Annotated in this window: 17 protein-coding genes and 3 pseudogenes; 14 read left to right on the forward strand and 6 right to left on the reverse strand. The window is 53.5% G+C overall.

Annotated elements, in window-relative coordinates:
* Positions 1 to 405: 405 nt before the first annotated feature.
* Complete coding sequence (locus tag AO064_RS11125) at positions 406 to 1728, reverse strand: chloride channel protein (RefSeq protein ID WP_064053299.1); 1323 nt, start codon at positions 1726 to 1728, stop codon at positions 406 to 408.
* Positions 1729 to 1862: 134 nt separating this feature from the next.
* A pseudogene (locus AO064_RS30195) lies at positions 1863 to 2009 on the reverse strand (potassium transporter TrkH); the annotation flags it as partial.
* A gap of 4 nt (positions 2010 to 2013) precedes the next feature.
* On the opposite strand from AO064_RS30195, the pseudogene AO064_RS31750 reads away from it, so the two are divergent.
* From AO064_RS31750 to AO064_RS11135, 3 genes and pseudogenes are all read left to right on the forward strand, one after another.
* Positions 2014 to 2089 (forward strand): annotated as a pseudogene (locus AO064_RS31750) (methyl-accepting chemotaxis protein); the annotation flags it as partial.
* Positions 2071 to 2436, forward strand: a pseudogene (locus tag AO064_RS11130) (methyl-accepting chemotaxis protein); the annotation flags it as partial. The pseudogenes AO064_RS31750 and AO064_RS11130, both read left to right, overlap by 19 nt.
* A gap of 171 nt (positions 2437 to 2607) precedes the next feature.
* Positions 2608 to 2973: a histone-like nucleoid-structuring protein, MvaT/MvaU family gene (locus AO064_RS11135; protein ID WP_064053301.1), complete on the forward strand. Its 366-nt coding sequence runs from the start codon at positions 2608 to 2610 to the stop codon at positions 2971 to 2973.
* A gap of 173 nt (positions 2974 to 3146) precedes the next feature.
* Here AO064_RS11135 and AO064_RS11140 read toward each other — a convergent pair whose 3' ends face one another.
* Positions 3147 to 4319: an MFS transporter gene (locus AO064_RS11140; protein ID WP_064053302.1), complete on the reverse strand. Its 1173-nt coding sequence runs from the start codon at positions 4317 to 4319 to the stop codon at positions 3147 to 3149.
* Positions 4320 to 4498: 179 nt separating this feature from the next.
* A complete protein-coding gene (locus AO064_RS11145) occupies positions 4499 to 5425 on the reverse strand; it encodes an alpha/beta hydrolase (protein WP_064053303.1) in 927 nt (308 codons plus the stop codon).
* A gap of 121 nt (positions 5426 to 5546) precedes the next feature.
* On the opposite strand from AO064_RS11145, the gene AO064_RS11150 reads away from it, so the two are divergent.
* From AO064_RS11150 to AO064_RS11170, 5 genes are all read left to right on the forward strand, one after another.
* The gene (locus AO064_RS11150; RefSeq protein ID WP_064053304.1) at positions 5547 to 6485 is read left to right on the forward strand and encodes a LysR family transcriptional regulator; all 939 of its coding nucleotides are present in this window, start codon (positions 5547 to 5549) and stop codon (positions 6483 to 6485) included.
* Between the two features lie 655 nt (positions 6486 to 7140).
* Positions 7141 to 7911, forward strand: coding sequence for an SDR family oxidoreductase (locus AO064_RS11155; protein ID WP_038364669.1), 771 nt, complete (start codon positions 7141 to 7143; stop codon positions 7909 to 7911).
* Between the two features lie 63 nt (positions 7912 to 7974).
* The gene (locus AO064_RS11160) at positions 7975 to 9078 is read left to right on the forward strand and encodes a glycerol dehydrogenase (protein ID WP_064053305.1); all 1104 of its coding nucleotides are present in this window, start codon (positions 7975 to 7977) and stop codon (positions 9076 to 9078) included.
* Positions 9079 to 9125: 47 nt separating this feature from the next.
* Positions 9126 to 10088 (forward strand): cyclase family protein, encoded by a 963-nt coding sequence (locus AO064_RS11165; protein ID WP_027620510.1) that lies wholly within the window; start codon positions 9126 to 9128, stop codon positions 10086 to 10088.
* Positions 10089 to 10249: 161 nt separating this feature from the next.
* The gene (locus AO064_RS11170) at positions 10250 to 11266 is read left to right on the forward strand and encodes a LacI family DNA-binding transcriptional regulator (protein WP_007913182.1); all 1017 of its coding nucleotides are present in this window, start codon (positions 10250 to 10252) and stop codon (positions 11264 to 11266) included.
* 18 nt (positions 11267 to 11284) lie between these two features.
* Here the strand turns inward: AO064_RS11170 and AO064_RS11175 are convergent, their stop codons facing one another.
* Positions 11285 to 12232 carry a nuclear transport factor 2 family protein gene (locus AO064_RS11175; protein ID WP_064053306.1) on the reverse strand — a complete coding sequence of 316 codons (948 nt, stop codon included), beginning with the start codon at positions 12230 to 12232 and terminating at the stop codon, positions 11285 to 11287.
* The gene (locus tag AO064_RS11180) at positions 12229 to 13233 is read right to left on the reverse strand and encodes an LLM class oxidoreductase (RefSeq protein ID WP_064053307.1); all 1005 of its coding nucleotides are present in this window, start codon (positions 13231 to 13233) and stop codon (positions 12229 to 12231) included. Before AO064_RS11180 ends, AO064_RS11175 begins: the two co-directional genes overlap by 4 nt.
* 352 nt (positions 13234 to 13585) lie before the next feature.
* Here AO064_RS11180 and AO064_RS11185 point away from each other — a divergent pair, with 352 nt between their 5' ends.
* From AO064_RS11185 to kce, 6 genes are all read left to right on the forward strand, one after another.
* Positions 13586 to 14122, forward strand: a complete 537-nt coding sequence (locus tag AO064_RS11185; RefSeq protein ID WP_007913179.1) for a 2,4'-dihydroxyacetophenone dioxygenase family protein — start codon at positions 13586 to 13588, stop codon at positions 14120 to 14122.
* An 84-nt stretch (positions 14123 to 14206) separates the two neighbouring features.
* On the forward strand, positions 14207 to 15133 hold the full coding sequence (locus AO064_RS11190) for a LysR family transcriptional regulator (RefSeq protein ID WP_064053308.1): 927 nt from the start codon (positions 14207 to 14209) through the stop codon (positions 15131 to 15133).
* A gap of 391 nt (positions 15134 to 15524) precedes the next feature.
* Positions 15525 to 16913 carry an MFS transporter gene (locus AO064_RS11195; protein ID WP_007913177.1) on the forward strand — a complete coding sequence of 463 codons (1389 nt, stop codon included), beginning with the start codon at positions 15525 to 15527 and terminating at the stop codon, positions 16911 to 16913.
* Between the two features lie 65 nt (positions 16914 to 16978).
* The gene (locus AO064_RS11200; RefSeq protein ID WP_064053309.1) at positions 16979 to 18199 is read left to right on the forward strand and encodes an alpha/beta fold hydrolase; all 1221 of its coding nucleotides are present in this window, start codon (positions 16979 to 16981) and stop codon (positions 18197 to 18199) included.
* Positions 18200 to 18521: 322 nt separating this feature from the next.
* Positions 18522 to 19484, forward strand: a complete 963-nt coding sequence (locus AO064_RS11205) for a 3-hydroxyacyl-CoA dehydrogenase (RefSeq protein WP_064053310.1) — start codon at positions 18522 to 18524, stop codon at positions 19482 to 19484.
* Positions 19485 to 19534: 50 nt separating this feature from the next.
* Entirely contained in the window at positions 19535 to 20461 is a 927-nt protein-coding gene (gene kce / locus AO064_RS11210; RefSeq protein ID WP_064053311.1) for a 3,5-dioxohexanoate:acetyl-CoA acetone transferase, read from the forward strand.
* Positions 20462 to 20557 lie beyond the last annotated feature (96 nt).

Here is a 20557-nt window from a genome sequence, read left to right on the forward strand (position 1 = left end):
GAGAGAAGACTGATGCAGATCGCGCTATCGTAAGCTGACTACACCGACGTCTCCACCGAGAAATCGACAGTGATTTAAGAGCTAGCGAATATAGTTTCTGCGGGCTAGGAATGGGTGAATACCTACTCAAAAGCCTGCTGAAAGACGTTGCCATACACATCCAGTCATTGCAGGGATCGGATAGATGACTTCCCCGGACGCTTACGATCTTCTTCCATTGCCAACGCTGCACTGAAAGGCAAAGCGATGCAGGTGCATCAGTCTCGCTGGAATAAACCCAGCGATCTTTAAGGATGCATGCGGCAGGCACGTGGATCTTCTTATCACTCGTGCAGAGGACACGTTAGCGCTGCAGCATGAGAAGGATAAACTGAGCTCACTGGCTAGAACGACCACGCGGTAGGCTTATCGAGTAGGAATCTTTGGCTTAGTGGCAGGTTCTGCACTCTCGAGAAAGCCTCGCGCCAACTGCTGATACAACTCAGGGCCCATTCTTGAACTGACAGCCTTGGCGATCAGGGCTACCGCCATGAGACTGATCACCATGCTGTGGCTATTAATCATCTCCATCACAATGATTGCGGAGGTTATTGGCGATTGAGTAACGGCAGCCAGAAAACCAACCATGCAGAGAGCAATGGTGGGCGGAGCGGCCAAGTGAAATAGCTCTGCGGTATTGGCGCCGACTGCAGCCCCTACAGCGAGCGAAGGGGCGAAAATTCCGCCTGGAATACCAGAGAAATAGGTCACTACGGTCGCCAGGAAGCGAGTAGTGGGCGCGTGCCATGGCAGGACTAAATCGGATGCGATGACCTGAGAGGTAATGCCGTAGCCACTACCGAACGACATTCCACCACTCAGCCACCCCAATATAGCGACGACCAATCCACAGATGCCGGCAAACCACACCGGGTGCAGGCGCCGCCATTGCCAGATCATGAGGTGTGGATGCCGCTGCGGCCATAACAACATTCGGCTGAACAAACCACCCAATAGCCCACATCCAATCCCTATGACTAATGCCGGGACGACTATGTCGAGGTTGATGTCCTGAATGCCGAAGTGACCGAAATAGTTGTAGTTTCCCTGCAAGGCAATGGCAACCATCCCAGATAGGATGATGGTACTAAGAAGAACGCCGCTGGTACGGGTTTCCAGCTTGCGTCCCAGCTCTTCTACCGCGAATGCTATCCCTGCCAGGGGCGTATTGAATGCTGCCGCAATACCCGCTGCACCTCCCGCCAGAATAAGATCCTCTCTGCGTACGATTCGCGCATTGGGCAAGAAACGGTGAAAGAAGTGCATGATGGATGCCGCAACCTGAACTGAGGGCCCCTCACGCCCCGCCGAAAAACCGCCGGTCAGTGCTAGAGTTCCAAGGCTTATCTTGGCAAAAGCAATGCGCAGTGAAACCAGTCTGTTAATGGGCTTACCTTGACGTGCAAGTCGTGTTGCTGCGATTACCTGAGGAATTCCGCTGCCTTGGGCGCCCACGAAAAAGCGCGTTGTCAGCCAGACTACGAGCATGCCGATCAGTGGGGTGTAAATAAAAGGTAGCCACGCTCGCTCAGCGGTCTGTTGAGCAAACTGCGCCAGTGCCATGTCTGCCAGCCTTGCGAAAGCCACCACCAGTAGGCCGGCAATGGTTGCCGCAATCCATAACGTGACCCTGGTGCGCCAGCGCATTGACGCGAAGCCTCGGCGTAACAGCATTATCGGTTTGATCACCCGAAGGGCTTCCTTGAAGTCGCCATATTGACCGCAAGACTAACCAAATAAGCAGCTCGTTCCAAACAGCTTTGGCGGAGCCGCTCGACAGGCTTTTTTTACGCCCATGGGTATTCACCTATTCATTGATAGGACTAATACCTCCAAAAAACCGGTGTTACGAGTACCAGGACGGTGAGTATCTCCAGCCGTCCCAGCAGCATGCCAATGGTAAGCAACCATTTTGCAGCGTCAGGTAATGACGAGAAGTTACCAGCAGGCCCGATGATTGTGCCTAAGCCTAAGCAGGGTCGAGGATTCGCGGTGGTCGCCGACGAGGTCAGAACTCTGGCCTCGCGCACACAAAACTCCACTGAAGAGAGCCGCCGGATTATCCAAGAGCTGCAACTGGCAACAGGCGACGCCGTCGAGCAAATGAAAGCGGGAAAACTGCGCGCGCAGGAGTGCATCGAATCCGCTGATCAGGCCTCTACCAGCCTGGGTGCAATCAATGACGGCGTTGAGCAAATCGTAGGAATGAACACCCAGATAGCCAGCGCGGCGGTTCAGCAGCACGCCGTCTCGGAGGATATAAATCGCAATGTGACCGAGATTCGTAACGGTAGCCTTGCATTGATGGAGGGGATAGAGGACAACGCTGTGACTGCGGAAGAACTCTCGCTGCTGGCTGGGCAACTGCGTACTGTCGTTTCGCGTTTCAAGCTGTAACGCGACAGAAGGGGAGCTCAACTTGTTGCCTCCCTCCAGCTTTTGCTTACGCTCCTACCGATAGCGCGTTAACACCCAGCATTTTATAGGGGTCTAAGAGTTGAGTCTTCTCCTTCCTGCGAGTGTCTATTCTCTCGTAACGTGACAATACTAATTACTCAGGAAACTCCCATGTCCAAACTTGCCGAATTCCGCCAACTCGAAAAACATCTTGCCGAGCAGCTCCAAGCGCTCGAAGCCTTGAAGGGCGATGCTGGGCTCAAGAAAGAAATCGAATTCGAAACGAAGCTGCGCGATTTGCTCGCAAAATACGGCTACAGCCTCAAGGACGTGATCAACCTGCTAGATCCACAAGCAGGCCGTCGCGCTCCAGTAGCCGAGTCCAAAGTGGGCAGTCGCAAGCCTCGCCAGTTGAAGGTTTATAAAAACCCTCACACTGGTGAAGTCGTCGAAACCAAGGGTGGTAACCACAAAACGCTTAAAGATTGGAAATCGAAGCACGGCGCCGCGACAGTTGAGTCCTGGCTGACCAAGTAACTTTAGTTTGAGTGCAAAAGGGCCCCTGGGGCCCTTTTTATTTGTGCGTTACCAGAGTGTTAGTTCCAGCAGTCAGCTCGCTGACCCTGTGAAGCTTGTGTACCGACGCGACATGTCCCGCATTGGCCGGCGCTTCCTTAAAGCTCAGGCACTTTTAAGCATCCGTCTACGGCTCAGCCATTATGCGGTTGGTGGCTGCGTTCGATTTTCCATCGGGTACACAGCGCCAGAGCAATGAAGCATGCGCCCACCCAGCCTATGCTGCTAACGCCCACGCGATCTACCAGCAACCCAGTGATGACTGCACCAATGCCGATGCCTAGATTTATCATTGATACGTTTATGGCGTTGATCAACTGACCAGCGTTCCCAGCCCTTTTTAGCACGTCTATTCCGATAAGCAGGCTGACACCAGCGTGGCTGCTGGCAACGATGATGATGGCGAGTGGTACAGCCCATGTGAGATTGCCAAACACTGACAGGGCGCACATGCCGGCTGCCATCGTCATCAAGACCCGCCTGAACAAGGGCTCAAGATCGTCCTTCACGCGTTTGGATAAAATGAGATTGCTCGCGATGTCAGCGATGCCGTACAGGCACAGGAATAGCGTCACGCTCATTTCGCCGAAGCCCGTTTCCTTTTCCATGAACGTAGCCAGGAAATTGAATACCGAGGCTACGCCCGCAAACATTAGGCATGAACTGATCAAGGTCATGGTGACGTCGGATCTCAAGGCGACACGGACTGTGTCGCGCAGGTTTTCTTTCTGCCGCGATTCTTCAGTAGGCCTCACCCAAATCCACACGGTTAGCAAAGCCACACTGCTCAGCGCTGTCATCATCCACATTGCCATGCGCCAGTTGGTAGCGTCTGCGATGAGTTTGCCGACCGGGACGCCAACAACCGACGCGATCGAGATCCCGACCAGAACTCTACCAATCGCCAGGCTTTCATTGCGGCCTTGCGACAGTGACTTCGCGGCCAGAGCGGCGTTTGTCCAGAAAACAGCGACACCGATACCTCCGAGTACACGACCGGCGAGGATGATGTAGTAATCGTTAAACGCTGCGGAAATCCCGTTCCCGAGAACCAGTGCCACACACGCGTATATGAGAAGGGATCGTTTGGAGGCGCGGTGCGCTAACACTCCAATAATGGGCGCGCTGATACCCATGCCTAAGGCAAAAGCTGTCACGAGCCCACTCGCTGCACCGATGGTGATGGCAAGCGATGTAGCAATTTGAGGCAGTAGGCCTGCGACGATAAATTCAGATGAGAGCATTACAAATGCAGTGAAGGTCAACGCATAGACCCTGGGGTTAATCGTGCTGCGGTTTTGAGTCATTGGAAAATCTATCCTCTGAATTCAGTGGACATAACCTGCCGAGAGGGGGGGGCGTAAAAGTGGCATTTTTTTGGAGGGGGCAGGGCGGTTGCTCAGGTTTTGAATAACCTGAAGAGCTTGGTAGACGCAGCATCATCAAACCGCGACAGCCGGTAAAGCTGTCGCGGTTGGTCTGCGTTTTAGCGGTTAGCGTCGGCCAGGCCAACCTCAATGAAGCGCACGGAGCTCTCCATCGCCTGCTGACCTTCTGGCAGCATGGTGGCGTAGAAGTGCCAGGCGTGGAACATTGCTGGCCAAACTTCCAGGTTCACGCGAACTCGGTTATCAGCCAGGTGAGTTGCAAGGCGCATTGCATCACTCAACATCAGCTCGTTCTCGCCGATCTGCACCAAGATTGGTGGAAGACCGGTAACGTCCGCGAACACAGGTGAGGCCAGAGGATGATTAGCCAATGTGTCGCCTAGGAATGCTCTGGCGAGGATGTCCAAGACAGGCTTGGAGTTCAGAGGATCCAGGCCTTCACGGTTGCTCATGGAAGCACCGGTGTGTTCAAGGTTCGCCCATGGTGAGATGGAGGAGCCAACCGCAGGCAATGGAAGCCCTTTCGATTTAGCCGCGACCATGACGCTGACGACCATTGCGCCACCAGCCGACTCGCCAGAGAACGCAATTTTGTTAGCCGGGATTTTCTGCTCAAGCAACCATTCGTAAGCGCGCAATGTGTCGTCAATTGATGCTGGGAACTTGTGCTCAGGAGCGAGGCGGTAGTCCGGCATGTACACACGAGCACCGAGCATTTTCGCGTAGTTGCCGCCGATACCGTGGTAGCCGTCTGGACGTCCTACAATGTAGGCGCCGCCGTGGATGTACATCACGACCGCGTCGGTTTTGATCTCGTCCGGAGTAACCAGTGTGCCGGGTACACCACCCATGTCGACTGCTTCGAATTTAACGCCAACTGGCGCTGGATTTTGCGCGAGCATTTTTGCGTAAGAGTCGCGGATGTCGCTCATTTTTGTGGTGGTATCGATTCCCTTAAGAACGGGTACCAGATCGCTAAGGCTGTTGGCCCAGGTTTGGACGGCTGCTTGGACTTTAGTGTTCATAATGACCTCAATTGATCGTTGGGAGTGGATTAGCTAATTGAGATACTATGCTTAGTATTGGGGAATAGGGTTCCCCATAACAGGTGCTAAGCCGCCCGAACGTTGAGACCACCGAGGCCGTATGGAACTCCATAACCTGAATGATATTGCCGCGTTTGTGAGCTCGGTAAATGCTGGAAGCTTCACTGCGGCGGCAAAGCAGCTTGGCCTTACGCGCTCTGCAGTGGGGAAGTCGATAGTTAGGCTCGAGACTCGTTTACAGGTGCGTCTACTGAATCGCACTACGCGTAGCTTGAGTATGACGGATGACGGCCAGGTTCTTTATGAGCGCTGTGTGGGTGTACTTCAGGATCTGGACGACGTGGAGGATGCTCTTGCGTTTCGTCGTTCGACACCCAGCGGGCGACTGCGGATGAGTCTGCCGGTTGCGCTGGGTAGACTTCATGTTCTTCAGCACATTGAGTGCTGCCTTAAGGATTGGCCCTCCCTGAGCGTGGATATCACCTTTTCTGACAGGCTGGTCGATCTGATCGATGAGGGATTTGATTTGGCCATGCGCATCGGGCCACCGAAGGAAGATTCTCGGTTGTTAACGCGCACTGTGGCCTACCAACAAATGATTACCTGCGCTTCCTCCAAATATTTGGCTGAGCATGCCGAGCCTAAAACGCCGCAGGATTTATCCGAGCACCAGTGCCTGCATTTCGTGAGTGGTGGGAGATTGCTTCCTTGGAATTTTCGCGTGAATAGTAGCTCTGTGTCCGTTACTCATGGTGGAAGGCTACAGATGGACAGTGCTGAGTCATTACACCAGTCAGCTGTAGCTGGCCTGGGCATCGCGACTCTTCCTTCCTACGTGGTGAACGACGATTTGAGGAGCGGCAAGCTTGTTCAATTGCTCGCTGGGTATGCAGAGGCCGCAGAGCCTATTCGGGTGATCTACCCTAGCAAGCGGCACCTCTCTCCAAAAATTCGACTCTTCATCGATAAGCTCGTGGAGGCTTGGTCACCATGCCCACCATGGGAGCAGCATTCTGCGGAAGGCATTCACTCTGCCTGACCCGTGAGCGAAGCCCGCGCGGCTAGTCGATACCTATCATATGCATCGCGTATTCATTTCACTTGAGCATCGACTTCCAGGCGTGGGCACTGCGCCTGTATTCCGTGCATTTGCCAAAGGAGCCAGTGCCTCAGAGGCTTAGTGCGCCGGTGTTTTCCACATCCTCAATGTGATTGGCGCAGATGCTCATGACTGCGTTTCGTAGGAACCACTGGCGCTCCTTGCTGGGGAAGTGACCATGCAGACCGCTTGACAGCGGTGAAATATCCGAATAAAAATGAAGCGCTTCATAAATATCTCTTTCGAGAATAAATACAAAAAATAGAGTCGTGAAAAGAACACAGATTTTGTTGGCTTAGGCCCGCAGGCTGTGTGAATGAAACGATTCATATTTGCCGTTTTCCTAGGCAAGTCTGGAGATCATAATGATCACTGCATCATTAGCCCTCGCTCGGTCAACCACGCCGGCTGCCCTCGCCACTCTCTTATCTAAAGTCACCGACCGCTCCGGCACGGGGGCACTGGCTTCGCCACGCAAATCTCCTAAAACCACCCGCCTACATGAGTCCGAAATTTTCGGTCAGCCAGTGCGGCATTGGACGCGTGTGAGCATCACCGCGTCTTGTTTCTGTTTTTTCAGCGCGGGGAATTTGGCATGACGAATCTTCGACATTCAGGACGCACAGTTCTCATTACTGGGGCAGGAGGGGGCATCGGTGCCTCAATTGCCCGGCTGTACTGCGAGGAGGGCGCGCGGGTTGCCTTGGTAGATTTCGACGAACAGTCAGTTTCCGAGCTTTCCCGGCAACTTAGTGCTGCCGGACATTTGGTGGCTTGGGCTAAAGCTGACGTATCAGATTTCGCTCAATGCAATCGAGCCTGTCTTGAGCTTAGTGAGCAGCTCGGCCCGATCGACACCTTGATTAACAATGCAGGTATTTCACCCAAACACGAGGGCGCACCAGCGCCGATTTGGGAAATGGATCCTCAGGAATGGGATCGCGTCGTTGGCATCAACCTGACAGGCTCATTCAACTTGGTCAGAGCTCTCGCACCAGCGATGGTCGAACGCCGTTTTGGAAGAATAGTGAATATGTCTTCCGTTGCTGGCAGCGCTTACCTCCCTATCGTCGCGGCGCATTACAGCGCCACGAAAGCCGCAGTTATCGGTTTTACCCGTCACCTGGCAGGTGAACTCGGGCCCTATGGCATTACGGCAAACGCACTGGCTCCGGGACGCATCGAAACGCCGCTTCTAAAAACCGTTTCTGCGCAAGCGAACCAGGCAGTCGTTGATGAGACTCCGTTGGGCCGTCTTGGAACGCCACTTGAGGTAGCTAAAGCAGCATGCTTTTTGACTTCAAACGACAGCGACTTCATCACGGGCCAAATTGTGGATGTGGCGGGTGGCTGGTTGATGCGCTGATCCATCCGGGCTCGTATTCAACGTAACGATTTATCTCACAGTTTTTCAGCAGCGGGTGGTGGCATGGTTCGAACAATGGGTTTTCCTGGCCGATACGAGCAAGGGCCAGGCGCGCTAAAGCAGCTTGGCAGAATCCTTTCCGATATGGGGCAATCGCGCCCTTTGGTCTTGTGCGACGAGTTCGTCTCGGGGCATCTGTGGCCTGAGGTAGGGAATGCATTGTCAGAGTATGGCTTCGAGGCGAACAGTATCGTTTTTCCTGGTGAATGCACTAAAGCTGCAATTGCGTCTCTCTGTGAGCGATCAGCAGATTACAGGCCAGACACCATCATCGCTTTGGGCGGGGGTAAGACAATTGACACGGCTAAAGGGATGGCTGCTCAGCTTAACGTCCCCATTGTCGTATGCCCGACCATTGCTTCCAGCGACGCCCCAACCAGCCGTTTGATTGTGCTTTACGACGAAGCGCACAAGGTCGTTGGTGTCGAGTACCTGAACATGAACCCCTCTGCAGTAGTCGTGGACACCGAAGTGCTTGTCCGTGCGCCTGCAAGGTTTTTCGCCGCAGGCATCGGCGACGCCATCAGTAAAAAGTTTGAGGCGCAACAATGTCAATCTGCCGGAGGCAATAACTCATTTGGTACTCCAGCGTTGAACACTGCATTGCTGCTAACAGAGGCAGTGTTTAAGACGCTTATGACCTACGGGTACAGCGCTTACCAAGCAGTAGGCCGGCACGAGGTTAATGATGATGTCGAGCGGGTTGTTGAAGGAACCGTCCTTATCAGTGGCGTTGGGTTCGAGAGTGGCGGCTTGTCGCTAGCTCATGCGCTTGTGCGAGGTCTTACGGCAATTCCTGCGATTACTTCCATGCTGCATGGTGAGCTTGTCGCATTCGGGACGCTGGTGCAGATGTCCGTCGAAGAGCGCCCAGACTCAGAGATCCTAGAGGTCGCTCAGCTTCTGAATGATGTGAATCTTCCCGTCACCCTCGACGGCCTTGGCCAGACGTCTCCGTTTACCTCTGAGGAATTGGACATTGTCGTCCAGGCAACACTGGGTGCGGTGTACGCGAAAAATATGGCGCCAGCCCTTACGGCTGAACGACTCATCCGAGGACTCGCTCGTGCCGACGAGCTGGGACAACGATTTGAACGTTTCAACTAACCGCTAAATGCAGCACAGCTAATCCAAGAATAAAAGAGGCTCAGAAAATGACAGACAAGACCGTTCCGCATATTCATGACTTGCTCAAAGACTCCCCTAAGAACTGGGGTAAGTGGGGCCCGGATGATGAGGTAGGCTCACTCAACTACCTTACAGGTATCGAAGTTCTTCAAGGGGTCAAAGAGGTCAAGCAAGGCAAGACATTTACTTTGCAGGTGCGGATGGCAGATCCTGCTGGTGACCCGGTCTGGCCTGGTCGCTCCCAGTCAAAACGCATGAATATCATGGATCGTGGTCACTACAACTGTGGCAAAGGCCCACATTTTCCTGGCTCTTACGAGTTCGCCGACGACGTGATGTTTTTTCATCTTCAAGGATCAACTCAGTACGACGCCCTTGGGCATGTCTGGTACGACGATCAGATTTGGAATGGCTACAGTGCCGATACCACTATCGGCTCCCTGGCCAAGGCGAGCGTTGCTCCATTGGGTGAAAAAGGCATCGTTGGCCGAGGCATTCTGATCGACATAGCGCGCCACCGTGGTAAAGACGTGCTGGATGCAGGTGAAACTTTCAACCATGAGGATCTAATGGCTGCGGCCCGGGCTCAAGGCGTCTCTATCAACAAGCGCGACATTCTCATCATCCGCACTGGATGGATTGGTTCGTTTTATAAACGCGACCCGGAAGAGTTCTACAAAGACTTTATCGAGCCAGGCCTGACCTACAGCCCTGAGCTGGTGAAGTGGTTTCAGGAGATGGAAATTCCGAACATTGTCACTGACACCATTGCTAACGAAGTCACCGTCGATCCCGTGTCAGGGGTTGCGTTGCCGTTGCACAACGCACTCATGAGGAACTTGGGCATCACTCTCACTGAGATCGCTCAGCTTGATCCTCTCGCTGAGGACTGCGCTGAGGACGGTCAGTGGACGTTTCTCTACACCGCAGCCCCTCTAAAGGTCGTTGGCGGAACCGGAGCTCCTGTGAATCCGATCGTCATTAAATAAGTGTCTTTGCCTGGGGGCAGCAGAAACGCTGTTCTCAGGTTTTTCCCTCCAATTAACGGCTCCCGAACGGGAGGCCGTTGGCTTATCATCCTCTGCGCAAATCGAGGGCGTTCTCCTGATCGTCCTGTCTCCGCGCTACGATCGAGGATGCTGAATCTCCAATGAAAAAAATCGAGAAACCGAAGCTCAAGGATGTGGCTGAATTGGCGGGCGTCTCGATGGGGAGTGCTTCAAGAGCATTGGCTGTCCCGCACTTAGTGAAACCTGCAACGCTGGCCAAAGTACAAGCAGCTGTTCAAGAGCTCGGGTACGTGCGAGACGGGGCCGCGCGTGCTTTGGCATCCAGGCGCACGCACAGCATCGGAGCCGTTTTTCCTACTTTTAACAACCCTGCGTTCGCTGAAGCTGTCCAGGCCCTCCAGTTAAGGCTAACGGAGCTTGGGTATCACCTAATCATTTCTTCCCATGAATACGACCAGGCGCAAGAACTGGTAAACGTAAGGAACATGATTGAGCGGGGCGTCGAAGGCCTACTGTTAGTGGGTACTGAACATAGTCCTGAAATTTATGAAGCACTAACTGCCGCCCAATGCCCATTCATTCTCATGTGGTCGCTAGATGGTGCTCACGACCATCACTGCGTGGGGTTCAGCAATGAGGAGGGTGGTCGATTGATAGCCAAGCACTTGCTTAGCCTTGGTCATCAAAGTATCGCCATGATCAGTGGAGTTGTTTCTAACAACGAACGGGCAAAATACCGTCTGAAAGGAATCACCGCTCAGCTACTCGAGTCAGGGATAGAGCTTTCAAGTGAACGGATTATTGAGCAGCCATTCACGATTGAGGGAGGGCGCGCCGGGCTGCGGATTGCTATGGAGCTTAACCCCAAGCCTACAGCCATTGTCTGCAGCACTGACCTCACCTGTATCGGAGCGTTGGCGGAAGCGCGCTCCAATGGGATCGACGTCCCCAAAGAACTATCAGTCAGCGGGTTCGATGATATCGAGTTCGCGGCTGCCTACGTGCCAGCCCTGACGACCGTCAGGGTGCCGACTTCGAAAATTGGTATCAGCAGCGCCAACAACATCGTTGCGCTGATCGAGGGGCGCCCACTTGCACGCCGCGAGCGCATACAAATCGAACTCGTCGTCCGAGATAGTACGGCGCCACGGCCCTAGAGCGTTTCCAGGCAGGGACTAAACTCTTGGTGCTTCATTGGCATTGAACCAGCCTGGGCGGTACTCGCTCCAGGTCAGTTGCCAGAAGCCCTCATGCTTGCGACGAAGCCGCATCCGGTAATGCGCGCCATAGAGAGGCGTGCCATCTTGCGTGTGTGAGTTTCCAGGAATGACTCTGCCGACAATCATTTCCGCTACACCCTTTTCCTCGTCGGACTTGATCTCCAGCACGTCCGCGAAATGCTGCATCCACGGCCAGGGCCTGCGAAACTCTTTGAAGGAGCCGATGATCGCGTGGCGCCCTTCAATAAGGCCCATCGGTTGGAAATCACCAGCGGCGTCGTTGGCAAAGCAATGGGCAAGTAGCTGCATGTCAGCCTGATCCAGCGCCCATGAGTAACGAGCGTAGGTTTCAGCAATACACTCCTCGCTGGGTACAGAAGGCGTTGAGCTTGGGAACGCAAGCCATGGCGCGTTCAGTTCGCTCACGATGGTCGGAGCGGGATCACCAATCCTCCATCCGTCGTCACCTGGTGGAAGCTGCCAGTGAGTTGCAAGCGAGTAGTCCCCGGTTACCCAATTCAAGGCAATCAGCACGCTGTCGAGGCGCCAGGTGCCTGCTGTCTTTTTCAGAGAGCCTGTGACAGTCATACCAAATCCGAGCGTGGCCGACTTTGTGGCTTTGCTGATATGGCCATAGGCGTAGAAACTGAAAGTGGCGTCGGTTTCTCCACCTCCCACATAGTGATTGGTTGCCTTCACTGAAAAGCCATCAGCCTTGGCACGGTCTTGCTGGAAAGCTCTGACAATCTTGCGTTCACCCTCATGAGCGGACATGTGGCTTGTCACCAACTGGCAATTGTCAGTGAATATATCCCCAGCAGATTCCCAATTACCGCTCTCCCAGGCTTCCAGAAAGGTGGCTATAACGCCCTTAATGTCGGTGCGATCACTTGAGCCGGTCACTGGGTCACCTGCGAGGCAGGTTGGCCTATGGGAAAGTGTGGCAGGACATACTCAGCCATCTCCTCCAGGACATCAGCGGCTGGTCGCTGCAGAGGTTTGATATTCAGTGCGACGTGTGAAACACCTTCATCCTGTTGCCGTTTCCAGAGCTCCACGAGAGCATTACGCCCGATCCTTATTCCGTTGTAGCCGCGTTCCAGCGGTGTGTTCGGATCCCTCGCCAGATCGAAAAATGTCGCGTAGCCGTATGGTTTTGCATTGCCGGTCTGGCTGGCAGAACGGAACTCGCGGATGAGACCGGGCAAACGATTGAAGTCGCTCAGATGCCAAATCCAGGCATCGGCATTATTGGCTATCCACTCAAGCGTCTGACGGGCCCGGCCTACGACAATCATGGGGAGTCGAGGGCCAACTGGCTTGGGTACCATGTCTAGCAAGCCTTCCAGCTGGCCGAAAAGTTTGGTTGAGACGCTTGGGAAGCTGTTTTCAGTGACTGTCTTAATCAGCTCGAAGCCTTCCCGGTATCGTTCTTCTCTCGCTTCGAAATCAATCCCGAATGCTGGATATTCAATCGGGCGATCTCCGCTGGATAGCCCTAGCAAGAAACGACCGCCGGTTAGCTGGTCGACCGAAACGGACTGCTTAGCGACGATCAGTGGTTCACGTAACGGAAGAACGATGCCCGTTGTGCCCAAGGCAATGTTTTTGGTAACGGCAGCCAGATATCCCAGATATACAAACGGGTCGATCATTTGACCAGTATCACCAAAGCTCGGGTCATAGAAGGGCACATCTCTCATCCACAGACTTGCGAATCCAGCCTCGTCCGCGATGCGAGCAAGGCGCTGATGATCCTGCAAAGTTGGAAAGGGTGAGTTTGGGTAGCCCTCCAAGGGCATGATGTATCCGAAGGTGAGGCCTTCGGGCTGGAACACTCGCGAATAGGCCGGATGAGCTGCAAGCTCGGGACTGAGCTCAAGGGAAGGGCTGAGAGAAGTCATTGCTAAACCTCATTATTTCAAGCCGATTACTACTGTGTAAGCGGCTTTCAGATGAACAGGTCTGCATGGTAGTGAAGGTATTGGGGAAAATGTGTCCCCTCTGATGGGGCGCGATCCACTGGTGGCCGCTATCCACTCAATGAAAAATCTGCTGGGTCAATCGCTTGAACTCGTCCGCAGTAGGTGCCTTACATTAGTCGCGGCCTTCAACGGGATGAGTCTTACGCGCTGTGACGAGTGGTCACAGATGGTGTGAATTTCTGAGTATTCTCCTGTGCGAGAGCATCACCTACTCTCACTCAGCGATTGAAATCCTGGCTCGCTCGCCAGTCACACGTTGAGAGAAATTATAATGAATACGCCCGTTAAACCTGATGAACTTGCCATTCCTTATGCTTTGCCGCAGGTGCCTTTCATGTCTCCAGACATGGTGCATCCAGGCGTTATGACCACTTGGCTCGAAGACGATAATCTCTGGGTGCCTGTCACCAAGTCAGTATCTTTCAAACCACTGCTGCTGAGCGTTAGCGGTGGGTACTACATCAACTTGCTCCGAGTGCGGCAGAGCGGGGTTTTGTCTCGTCACCGCCACTCAGGTGCAGTACATGCGATCGTGTTGAAGGGGCGTTGGTACTACCTCGAACACGATTGGGTTGCTGATGAAGGCTCCTTTGCATTCGAGCCGCCAGGGGAGACTCACACTCTGTTCGTCCCTGAAGATGTCGAAGAAATGATTACTTGGTTCCACGTTCAGGGTGGCTACACTTACGTCGACCCACAGGGTGTCGCGGTTGGCTATGAAGACGTTTTCACCAAGCTGGAAGCTGCCCGCAGCCATTACAAAAATTTGGGCTTGCCGGACGATTATATCGAGCAGTTCATTCGCTGATTTTGGTACAAAAAAGAACGCGCTACGGCGCGTTTTTTTGTGTAGATAAACAGGTGGATTCAGTCGCGTAAGGAGCGTACCGAAATGGATCAATACTCTCAAATGCTAGCCTTCATCTGGTCAACAGAGTGCGGAAGTTTTTCTGCCGCCGCCAGGGCGCACGAGATGACTCCGTCGGCCATCAGCAAATTGATAGCGCGGCTAGAGGATCGGCTTCGGGTTCGGCTTTTCCAGAGGGGTTCCCGAGTCCTCACTCTAACGGAGGAGGGGGCTGCTTACCTGCGCAGTGCGAAAGCTGTGGTTGAGGCGATGAGTGAAGCTGACTCCCTGGCAGAAGGACTTCCTTCAAGGGTCAGTGGCACGCTTCGCATCCACACGATGACCTCTTTTGCGAAGCAGCAGATCGTGCCTTGGTTGCCGGAATTCCTCGACACATATCCCGGTCTTGATGTCGAGATTCAGTTAGGCGCTCAGTTCGTTGACCAGTTCGAGCAGGGATTGGACATAGCCATCCATAGCGGGATTCTTCCGAGCTCTTCCAGAATCGCGAAGAAAATCGGCGAGTGTGAATGGTTGCTGTGTGCCTCACCTGACTACTTGGAAAAGTATGGAACACCGCAGCAGCCAAAAGACCTGATGAATCATCGATGCTTTAATTTCAGTTTTGCCAGCCCTTGGAACAAATGGGCCTTTATCCAAGATGGCCTAGGTGTGACGACCCCTGTGAAACCTCGAGGATCGTTTACCCAGGGTGAGCTGCTGAGAGATATGGCCAAATCAGGTGCGGGTATAGTCCGCCTTGCGGATTTCCACATTGGAAAAGACATTCAGGACGGATCGCTGGTGCTCCTGCTTGACGAGTACAAAGCGGAGATCCTGGAGCCTATTTACCTGCTTTATTCAGACCGTAAGCATTTGAGTCCTCGCATCCGGGTGTTCATCGAGTTTTTTCAGGAAAAATGGATTGCTCATCCATGGAAAATCGTGAGAGGACTGCCCGAAGCGGTTTGATAGCCACTACGGCTCGGCGCTTACTTTCACTCTACCTCCGCGCAAGCGTGCAACTTTGGCTCCAGCACAAGGGAGCCAATACTCCACCACTCTGAAAATTTTCCCTCTTGCTCTGTGCCCAACAGAGATCTCAAAAATTTGAGACCTGTTCCCCAGTAATTACTTAGCCAAATGCTTCGCTGGCACCTCTCTCATTTTGTGCCACTGACCTGTTCCTGGCGGTCACAGCAGGTGTGCTTTGCCAGCTATATTCAGCCCTGAAATTGAGCCATAACCTCTGTCCATGGTGAGCAGTACGACAAGTGCTGGATCACCTCGGATGTTGAGGCGTATGTGTGCAAAACACCGATCCTCAGCCGGAGAATAAAAATAAATACCCGGAGATATCCCCATGGGATTTGCTCAAGACAAAATCGAAGCATTACCTGCGGTCAATCGTGTGCCAAAAGGTGCAGGTGCAGCCTCCTGGGGTGCGATGGCTCTTTTGTGGCTCGTGTATGCCATGGATGCCAACTCCCGCCAGATGTTCTTTATGGTATTGCCCTCCATCACCAGCGAGTTCAAGACAAGCGCTGAGCTGACTGGACTGCTTGCCGCGTTCATCACGATCGCTACATCTTTGATAGCCGTGCCTTGCATGATTTGGGCTGATAAAGGCGGTCAGGGATGGATGCGAAAATACCGCCATCTGCCAATCGTGATTGCTTACACGCTATTCACCTTTCTGACCGGCCTCAATTTCTTGACTGGCTCGCTTGGAGTGCTTGTCGCGCTGCAAGTGATGTCTCACGCATTTGGCGGTGCTGGCGAAGCCATCGAAGTCACCTCCTTGTCTGAGTGGTGGTCGAAGGAACGCCGTGGTTTCGCCCTAGGACTTCATCACACCGGATACCCTTGGGGCACATTGATCGGTGGCTTGGCGATCAGTGCTCTACTCCACGCTTATGGCCCGGAAAATTGGCGCTTGGCATTCCTGCTTTTCCCTGTACCGATGATCATCATCTTTTCGGTCTACTGGTGGTTCAGTACGAAGAAGCGTTACGAGTCTTTTGTTGAACACGCTCAAGCCGTGGGTGAGACCCCTCCATCAATGGAAGCGGTACAAGGTGTGGTGGAGGTGCCCAAAGGCGCGTTCAAGTCGGCAATGAAAAATCCGAACATCTCCGCTATCGCTCTAATCTCGATGTTTGCAATCGTTGGCTACTTCGGCATCAGCTTCTGGCTACCTCAGTACCTGGCCTTTGTTGCCCATTACAACTTCGCAGAGGCAGCTGCTTACTCGGTGCTCTTCACGATCACCGGTGGTATCGGCCAGATCGTTTGGGGATGGATTTCAGACCGTGCAGGCCGAAAACTATGCCTGGTGCTTGTTTTCGCGTGGCTTGCGGTGGGCATGTACCTCTTCAAATACTCATCCGTCAGTCTGACTTGGCTTATCGCGATTCAGTTGTTTGCTGGGTTCGCGATGAACGCGCCCTACACGTTGCTGTATGCCATTGCGTTTGACTCTGCGAAGCAAGGCACGACTGGCCTGGCGGGCTCAATCGTCAACGTCGGTATTTACGCCGGTGGCTTTGGGCCATTCGTGATCGGGATGTTCATCGGCGCAGGTGGTGGCTTTGAGCAGGCTGCGGGCTACAACTACGCGCTCTACTTTATCTCCGGTCTCATGGTACTGGCGGCCATCATCACCATTTTCTTCACCCGAGAAACTACCGGCTGGTTCCTTAAGTACGACAAGGCGCTGGTATCGAAGTCCTCTTGCAACATGGGTTTGTAACGAACCGATCGTACCTGCACTTACAAGAAAATCCCCTTGGGGATTGATAAAGCTAGGAGAAAGTCATGACCCTTATTAAAGATGCCAAATGGTTGAGCCAATTCGCCGACGAGTTAAACGGTGATGCTGATTGGACTGCCGCTGCTCGCTATTTTGATGGGCGCATTCAATTCAAGCACAGCACAGGTTTCTCAACGCTTGCGGTTCTCGCCGGTAAAGTCGTTGCGGTTTACCCGGAAGGAAGCCCGTTGGGCGCTGACATCATCGTGTCTGGTGCTGATGATGAGTGGCAGCGCGTTCTTGACGGAAAGATCGACTGGTTTGAAGCGTTGTCCCCTGGATTGGGAAAACTTGAGCTTGAGGGCAACGTGGTCGCTGCATGGCAGTACGTAGATGTGATGGCCCGCGCGTTCGACGCAATGAAGCGTGTAGGGAAAGCCAATAATAACCCACCAGTCTCGTACTCTCCCGGGCCTAAGCCGTCGGAGAAAGAGACGGTAGGACGGTACATTACTGTTGATGGAATTCGCGTTTACTACGAAGAATCAGGGGAGGGGCGTCCACTCGTTTGCTTCCACGCAGCATCACAAGATTCTCTGATGTATAGGCACGTCCTGGACGGTCTCTCAGATGAGTTCCGCGTCATCGCAATTGACGCCCCCGGGCACAGCAAATCAGAGCTACCCGAATCAGGCCCATTCCACAGCCTCACTCGCCATGCGGAGTTCAATGAGCACCTTATGGAGGCCTTGGGACTTGAGAAACCCGCCATCATGGGATGCTCGATGGGTGGCAATCTGGTGCTGGAATTGGGGGCACGTCGGCCCGATGCGTACAGCGCGATCATTTCAGCTGAAGGGGCAGATTTTACCCCGACGGTTTCCGAGTTCTTCCTCGATATGTTGCTCATGAATGGGCCAGAGATCATCGGTGCCTGGTCTCGTTCGATGACGGGCAATCGCACTCCACCAGATCGTGCGAGGGAGGTGGTGTGGCAGATCTCGCGAACCACGCCGCAGGTGATGAAGGGTGACCTCACAGGCTATGCGAACTTTGATCAGCGGCAACAAGTTGGAAAGATCAAAGCGCCTGTTTTACTTCTGCGCGGTGACGCGGATTGGTTGGTGTACCAAGAGAAGGTTGAGGAGACAGCATCTCGCATTCCCGGCAGTAAGATCGCCGTGCTCGCAGGTACTGGCCACTATCCAATGACTGAGAACCCATTGGAGTTCTGTGACACGGTACGCGCTTTCCTTCGTGAAGCGGGTCACGGCCACGCAGGCTGAAAGATCTGATTGAGGAGCCCGCTCGTCAGGCGGGCTTTTCTGCGTTTATTGAACGCGAAGGTTCAATCCCGAAAAAAGCCTTTTCTATTCCCGCACAAAAACCTAATGCGCGCCGACCCACTGAGGCTCAGGCCGTTGCGGGAGCTATCTCGACCCTCGAATCCCTTCCATAGCCGATCGTCAGACAATCAAAATTATTTTCTTGTGATCTGTGATCACAGTGGATAGCATCTGTCTCAGAGCGAACATCTGAGCGTCAGCATTGTTCACCAACCGCTCAAACGATTACTCCTAAACATAAATACAAAATTTGGAGAACATCATGCGAAGTACAACTCCATCTGCGACCGAGCGTGGCCCCATTGCAATCGTTGGCGCAGGCCTGATTGGGAGAGCTTGGGCGATTGTTTTTGCTCGGGCGGGACATCCGGTGCGTTTACACGACATGGATCTGCAGACAATGCAGGACAGCCATGCCTACATCGAAGCGAGACTTAACGAGCTCGCAGAGTTTGATCTTCTCAATGACGCCCCCCTCACCGTGCTGGCACGCATTACTTGCGTTCCCGACTTGGCTGATGCGCTACGTGATGTGGTGCTCGTACAGGAAAACGTTCGGGAAACGGTGGAGGCGAAAATCGACATTTTCAGTCGAATGGATGTGTTGGCGCCCAAGGACGCGATTCTTGCCAGTTCAACTTCATGGTTACCGGCCTCCGAGTTCACTAAAGATCTACCAGGTCGGGGGCGCTGCGTAGTTGCACACCCTACCAACCCACCTTACTTAGTTCCTCTTGTGGAGCTTTGCCCTGCGCCGTGGACAGAATCTGAAGTGATGATTCGAGCGCATGAGATCTACACCGCAGCAGGGCAGAGCCCTGTCGTTTTATCCCGAGAGATCCACGGCTTCTTGTTGAACCGAGTCCAAGCAGCAGTCCTCAACGAATGCTTCAAATTGCATGAGGAAGGCTTTGCTAGCTCTGAGGATATTGATCGGGTACTCAAAGATGGACTCGCCCTCCGCTGGTCATTTATGGGCCCCTTCGAAACCATCGATCTCAACGCCCCTGCCGGCGTATCTGACTATGCCAAACGCTACGGTCAGCAAAATCGCGAAACGATCAATTCCGAAAATGCTTTTGACTGGTCGGAATCAGCAGTCGCCCGAGTACATGACGAGCGCCGCCAAAAACTTGAACTTGAAGGCATTGCATTGCGATCCGCTTGGCGTGACCGCCGCCTTATGGCTCTCGCTGCGCACAAGCGTCAAGCACCAAATTCCTGACGGCATCACCTCATCCTGAACATCAAAATAAAAGTAACCAGGAGGTCACCATGGCTCGTAAAGTCATCATCACTTGCGCGGTCACCGGCGCAATTCATACACCTTCCATGTCCCGTTACCTGCCGGTAACACCAGGTCAAATTGCCGAAGCGGCGATTGGTGCCGCTGAGGCTGGCGCCTCAATTGTTCACCTACATGCTCGTAACCCAATTGATGGCAGCCCCTCTCAGGATCCGGAACTGTTTAAGCAGTTTCTGCCGGCTATCAAAGAGGCTAGCGATGTGGTGATCAACCTGACTACAGGTGGCGCACCGACAATGTCGCTTGAAGATCGACTTCGTCCAGCACATCAGTTCAAACCGGAAGTGGCCTCACTGAACATGGGCACGATGAACATGGGTCTTTACCCAATGCTCAATCGGTTTAAGGAGTTCAAACACGCTTGGGAGGAACCATACCTCGCCGGCAGCCATGACCGCATTTTCAAAAATACATTTACCGACATAGCCCACATCCTCGAGTCATGCAGTGAGAACGGTACCCGTTTTGAAATCGAATGCTATGACATTGGGCATCTCTACACCGCTGCACATTTCATTGATCGTGGCCTCATCAAACCTCCGTTTTTGATCCAATCGGTTTTCGGCATTTTGGGCGGTATCGGCGGTCACCCTGAGGATGTCCTGCATATGCGGCGCACAGCTGATCGTCTCTTCGGAGATGACTATCAGTGGTCGGTTCTTCCTGCAGGAAAGCAGCAGATGAGCATTGGTGCTCAATCAGCCACGCTTGGAGGACACGTGCGTGTGGGTCTTGAAGACTCGCTTTGGGACGGGCCGGGTCAATTGGCAAAAAGCAATGCCGATCAAGTTTCGCGCATGCGCAAAATTCTCGAAGGGCTTTCACTTGAAGTGGCGACACCTGCTGACGCGAGGGAAGTCCTGAAGCTCAAAGGTGGCGATAACGTCAATTTCTAAGCGCGGGCACTCACCCCCCGTAAAGTCTATCTAGAGGATATTTTGATAATTAAAGGTCGCGGCACAAAACCCGCGCCTTAGCAACTTATCCTCATG

The sequence above is a fragment of the Pseudomonas marginalis genome, assembly GCF_001645105.1.
In the GTDB taxonomy this organism is placed as follows: domain Bacteria; phylum Pseudomonadota; class Gammaproteobacteria; order Pseudomonadales; family Pseudomonadaceae; genus Aquipseudomonas; species Aquipseudomonas petroselini.

Bases quoted from the DNA above. Each gene is read 5' to 3' on its own strand.
- AO064_RS11150 (WP_064053304.1), top strand. From the start codon at position 5,547: ATGGAACTCCATAACCTGAATGATATTGCCGCGTTTGTGAGCTCGGTA.
- AO064_RS11195 (WP_007913177.1), top strand. From the start codon at position 15,525: ATGGGATTTGCTCAAGACAAAATCGAAGCATTACCTGCGGTCAATCGT.
- AO064_RS11170 (WP_007913182.1), top strand. From the start codon at position 10,250: ATGAAAAAAATCGAGAAACCGAAGCTCAAGGATGTGGCTGAATTGGCG.
- AO064_RS11185 (WP_007913179.1), top strand. From the start codon at position 13,586: ATGAATACGCCCGTTAAACCTGATGAACTTGCCATTCCTTATGCTTTG.
- AO064_RS11145 (WP_064053303.1), bottom strand. From the start codon at position 5,425: ATGAACACTAAAGTCCAAGCAGCCGTCCAAACCTGGGCCAACAGCCTT.
- AO064_RS11190 (WP_064053308.1), top strand. From the start codon at position 14,207: ATGGATCAATACTCTCAAATGCTAGCCTTCATCTGGTCAACAGAGTGC.
- AO064_RS11165 (WP_027620510.1), top strand. From the start codon at position 9,126: ATGACAGACAAGACCGTTCCGCATATTCATGACTTGCTCAAAGACTCC.
- AO064_RS11200 (WP_064053309.1), top strand. From the start codon at position 16,979: ATGACCCTTATTAAAGATGCCAAATGGTTGAGCCAATTCGCCGACGAG.
- AO064_RS11135 (WP_064053301.1), top strand. From the start codon at position 2,608: ATGTCCAAACTTGCCGAATTCCGCCAACTCGAAAAACATCTTGCCGAG.
- AO064_RS11155 (WP_038364669.1), top strand. From the start codon at position 7,141: ATGACGAATCTTCGACATTCAGGACGCACAGTTCTCATTACTGGGGCA.
- AO064_RS11140 (WP_064053302.1), bottom strand. From the start codon at position 4,319: ATGACTCAAAACCGCAGCACGATTAACCCCAGGGTCTATGCGTTGACC.
- AO064_RS11205 (WP_064053310.1), top strand. From the start codon at position 18,522: ATGCGAAGTACAACTCCATCTGCGACCGAGCGTGGCCCCATTGCAATC.
- kce (WP_064053311.1), top strand. From the start codon at position 19,535: ATGGCTCGTAAAGTCATCATCACTTGCGCGGTCACCGGCGCAATTCAT.
- AO064_RS11160 (WP_064053305.1), top strand. From the start codon at position 7,975: ATGGTTCGAACAATGGGTTTTCCTGGCCGATACGAGCAAGGGCCAGGC.
- AO064_RS11180 (WP_064053307.1), bottom strand. From the start codon at position 13,233: ATGACTTCTCTCAGCCCTTCCCTTGAGCTCAGTCCCGAGCTTGCAGCT.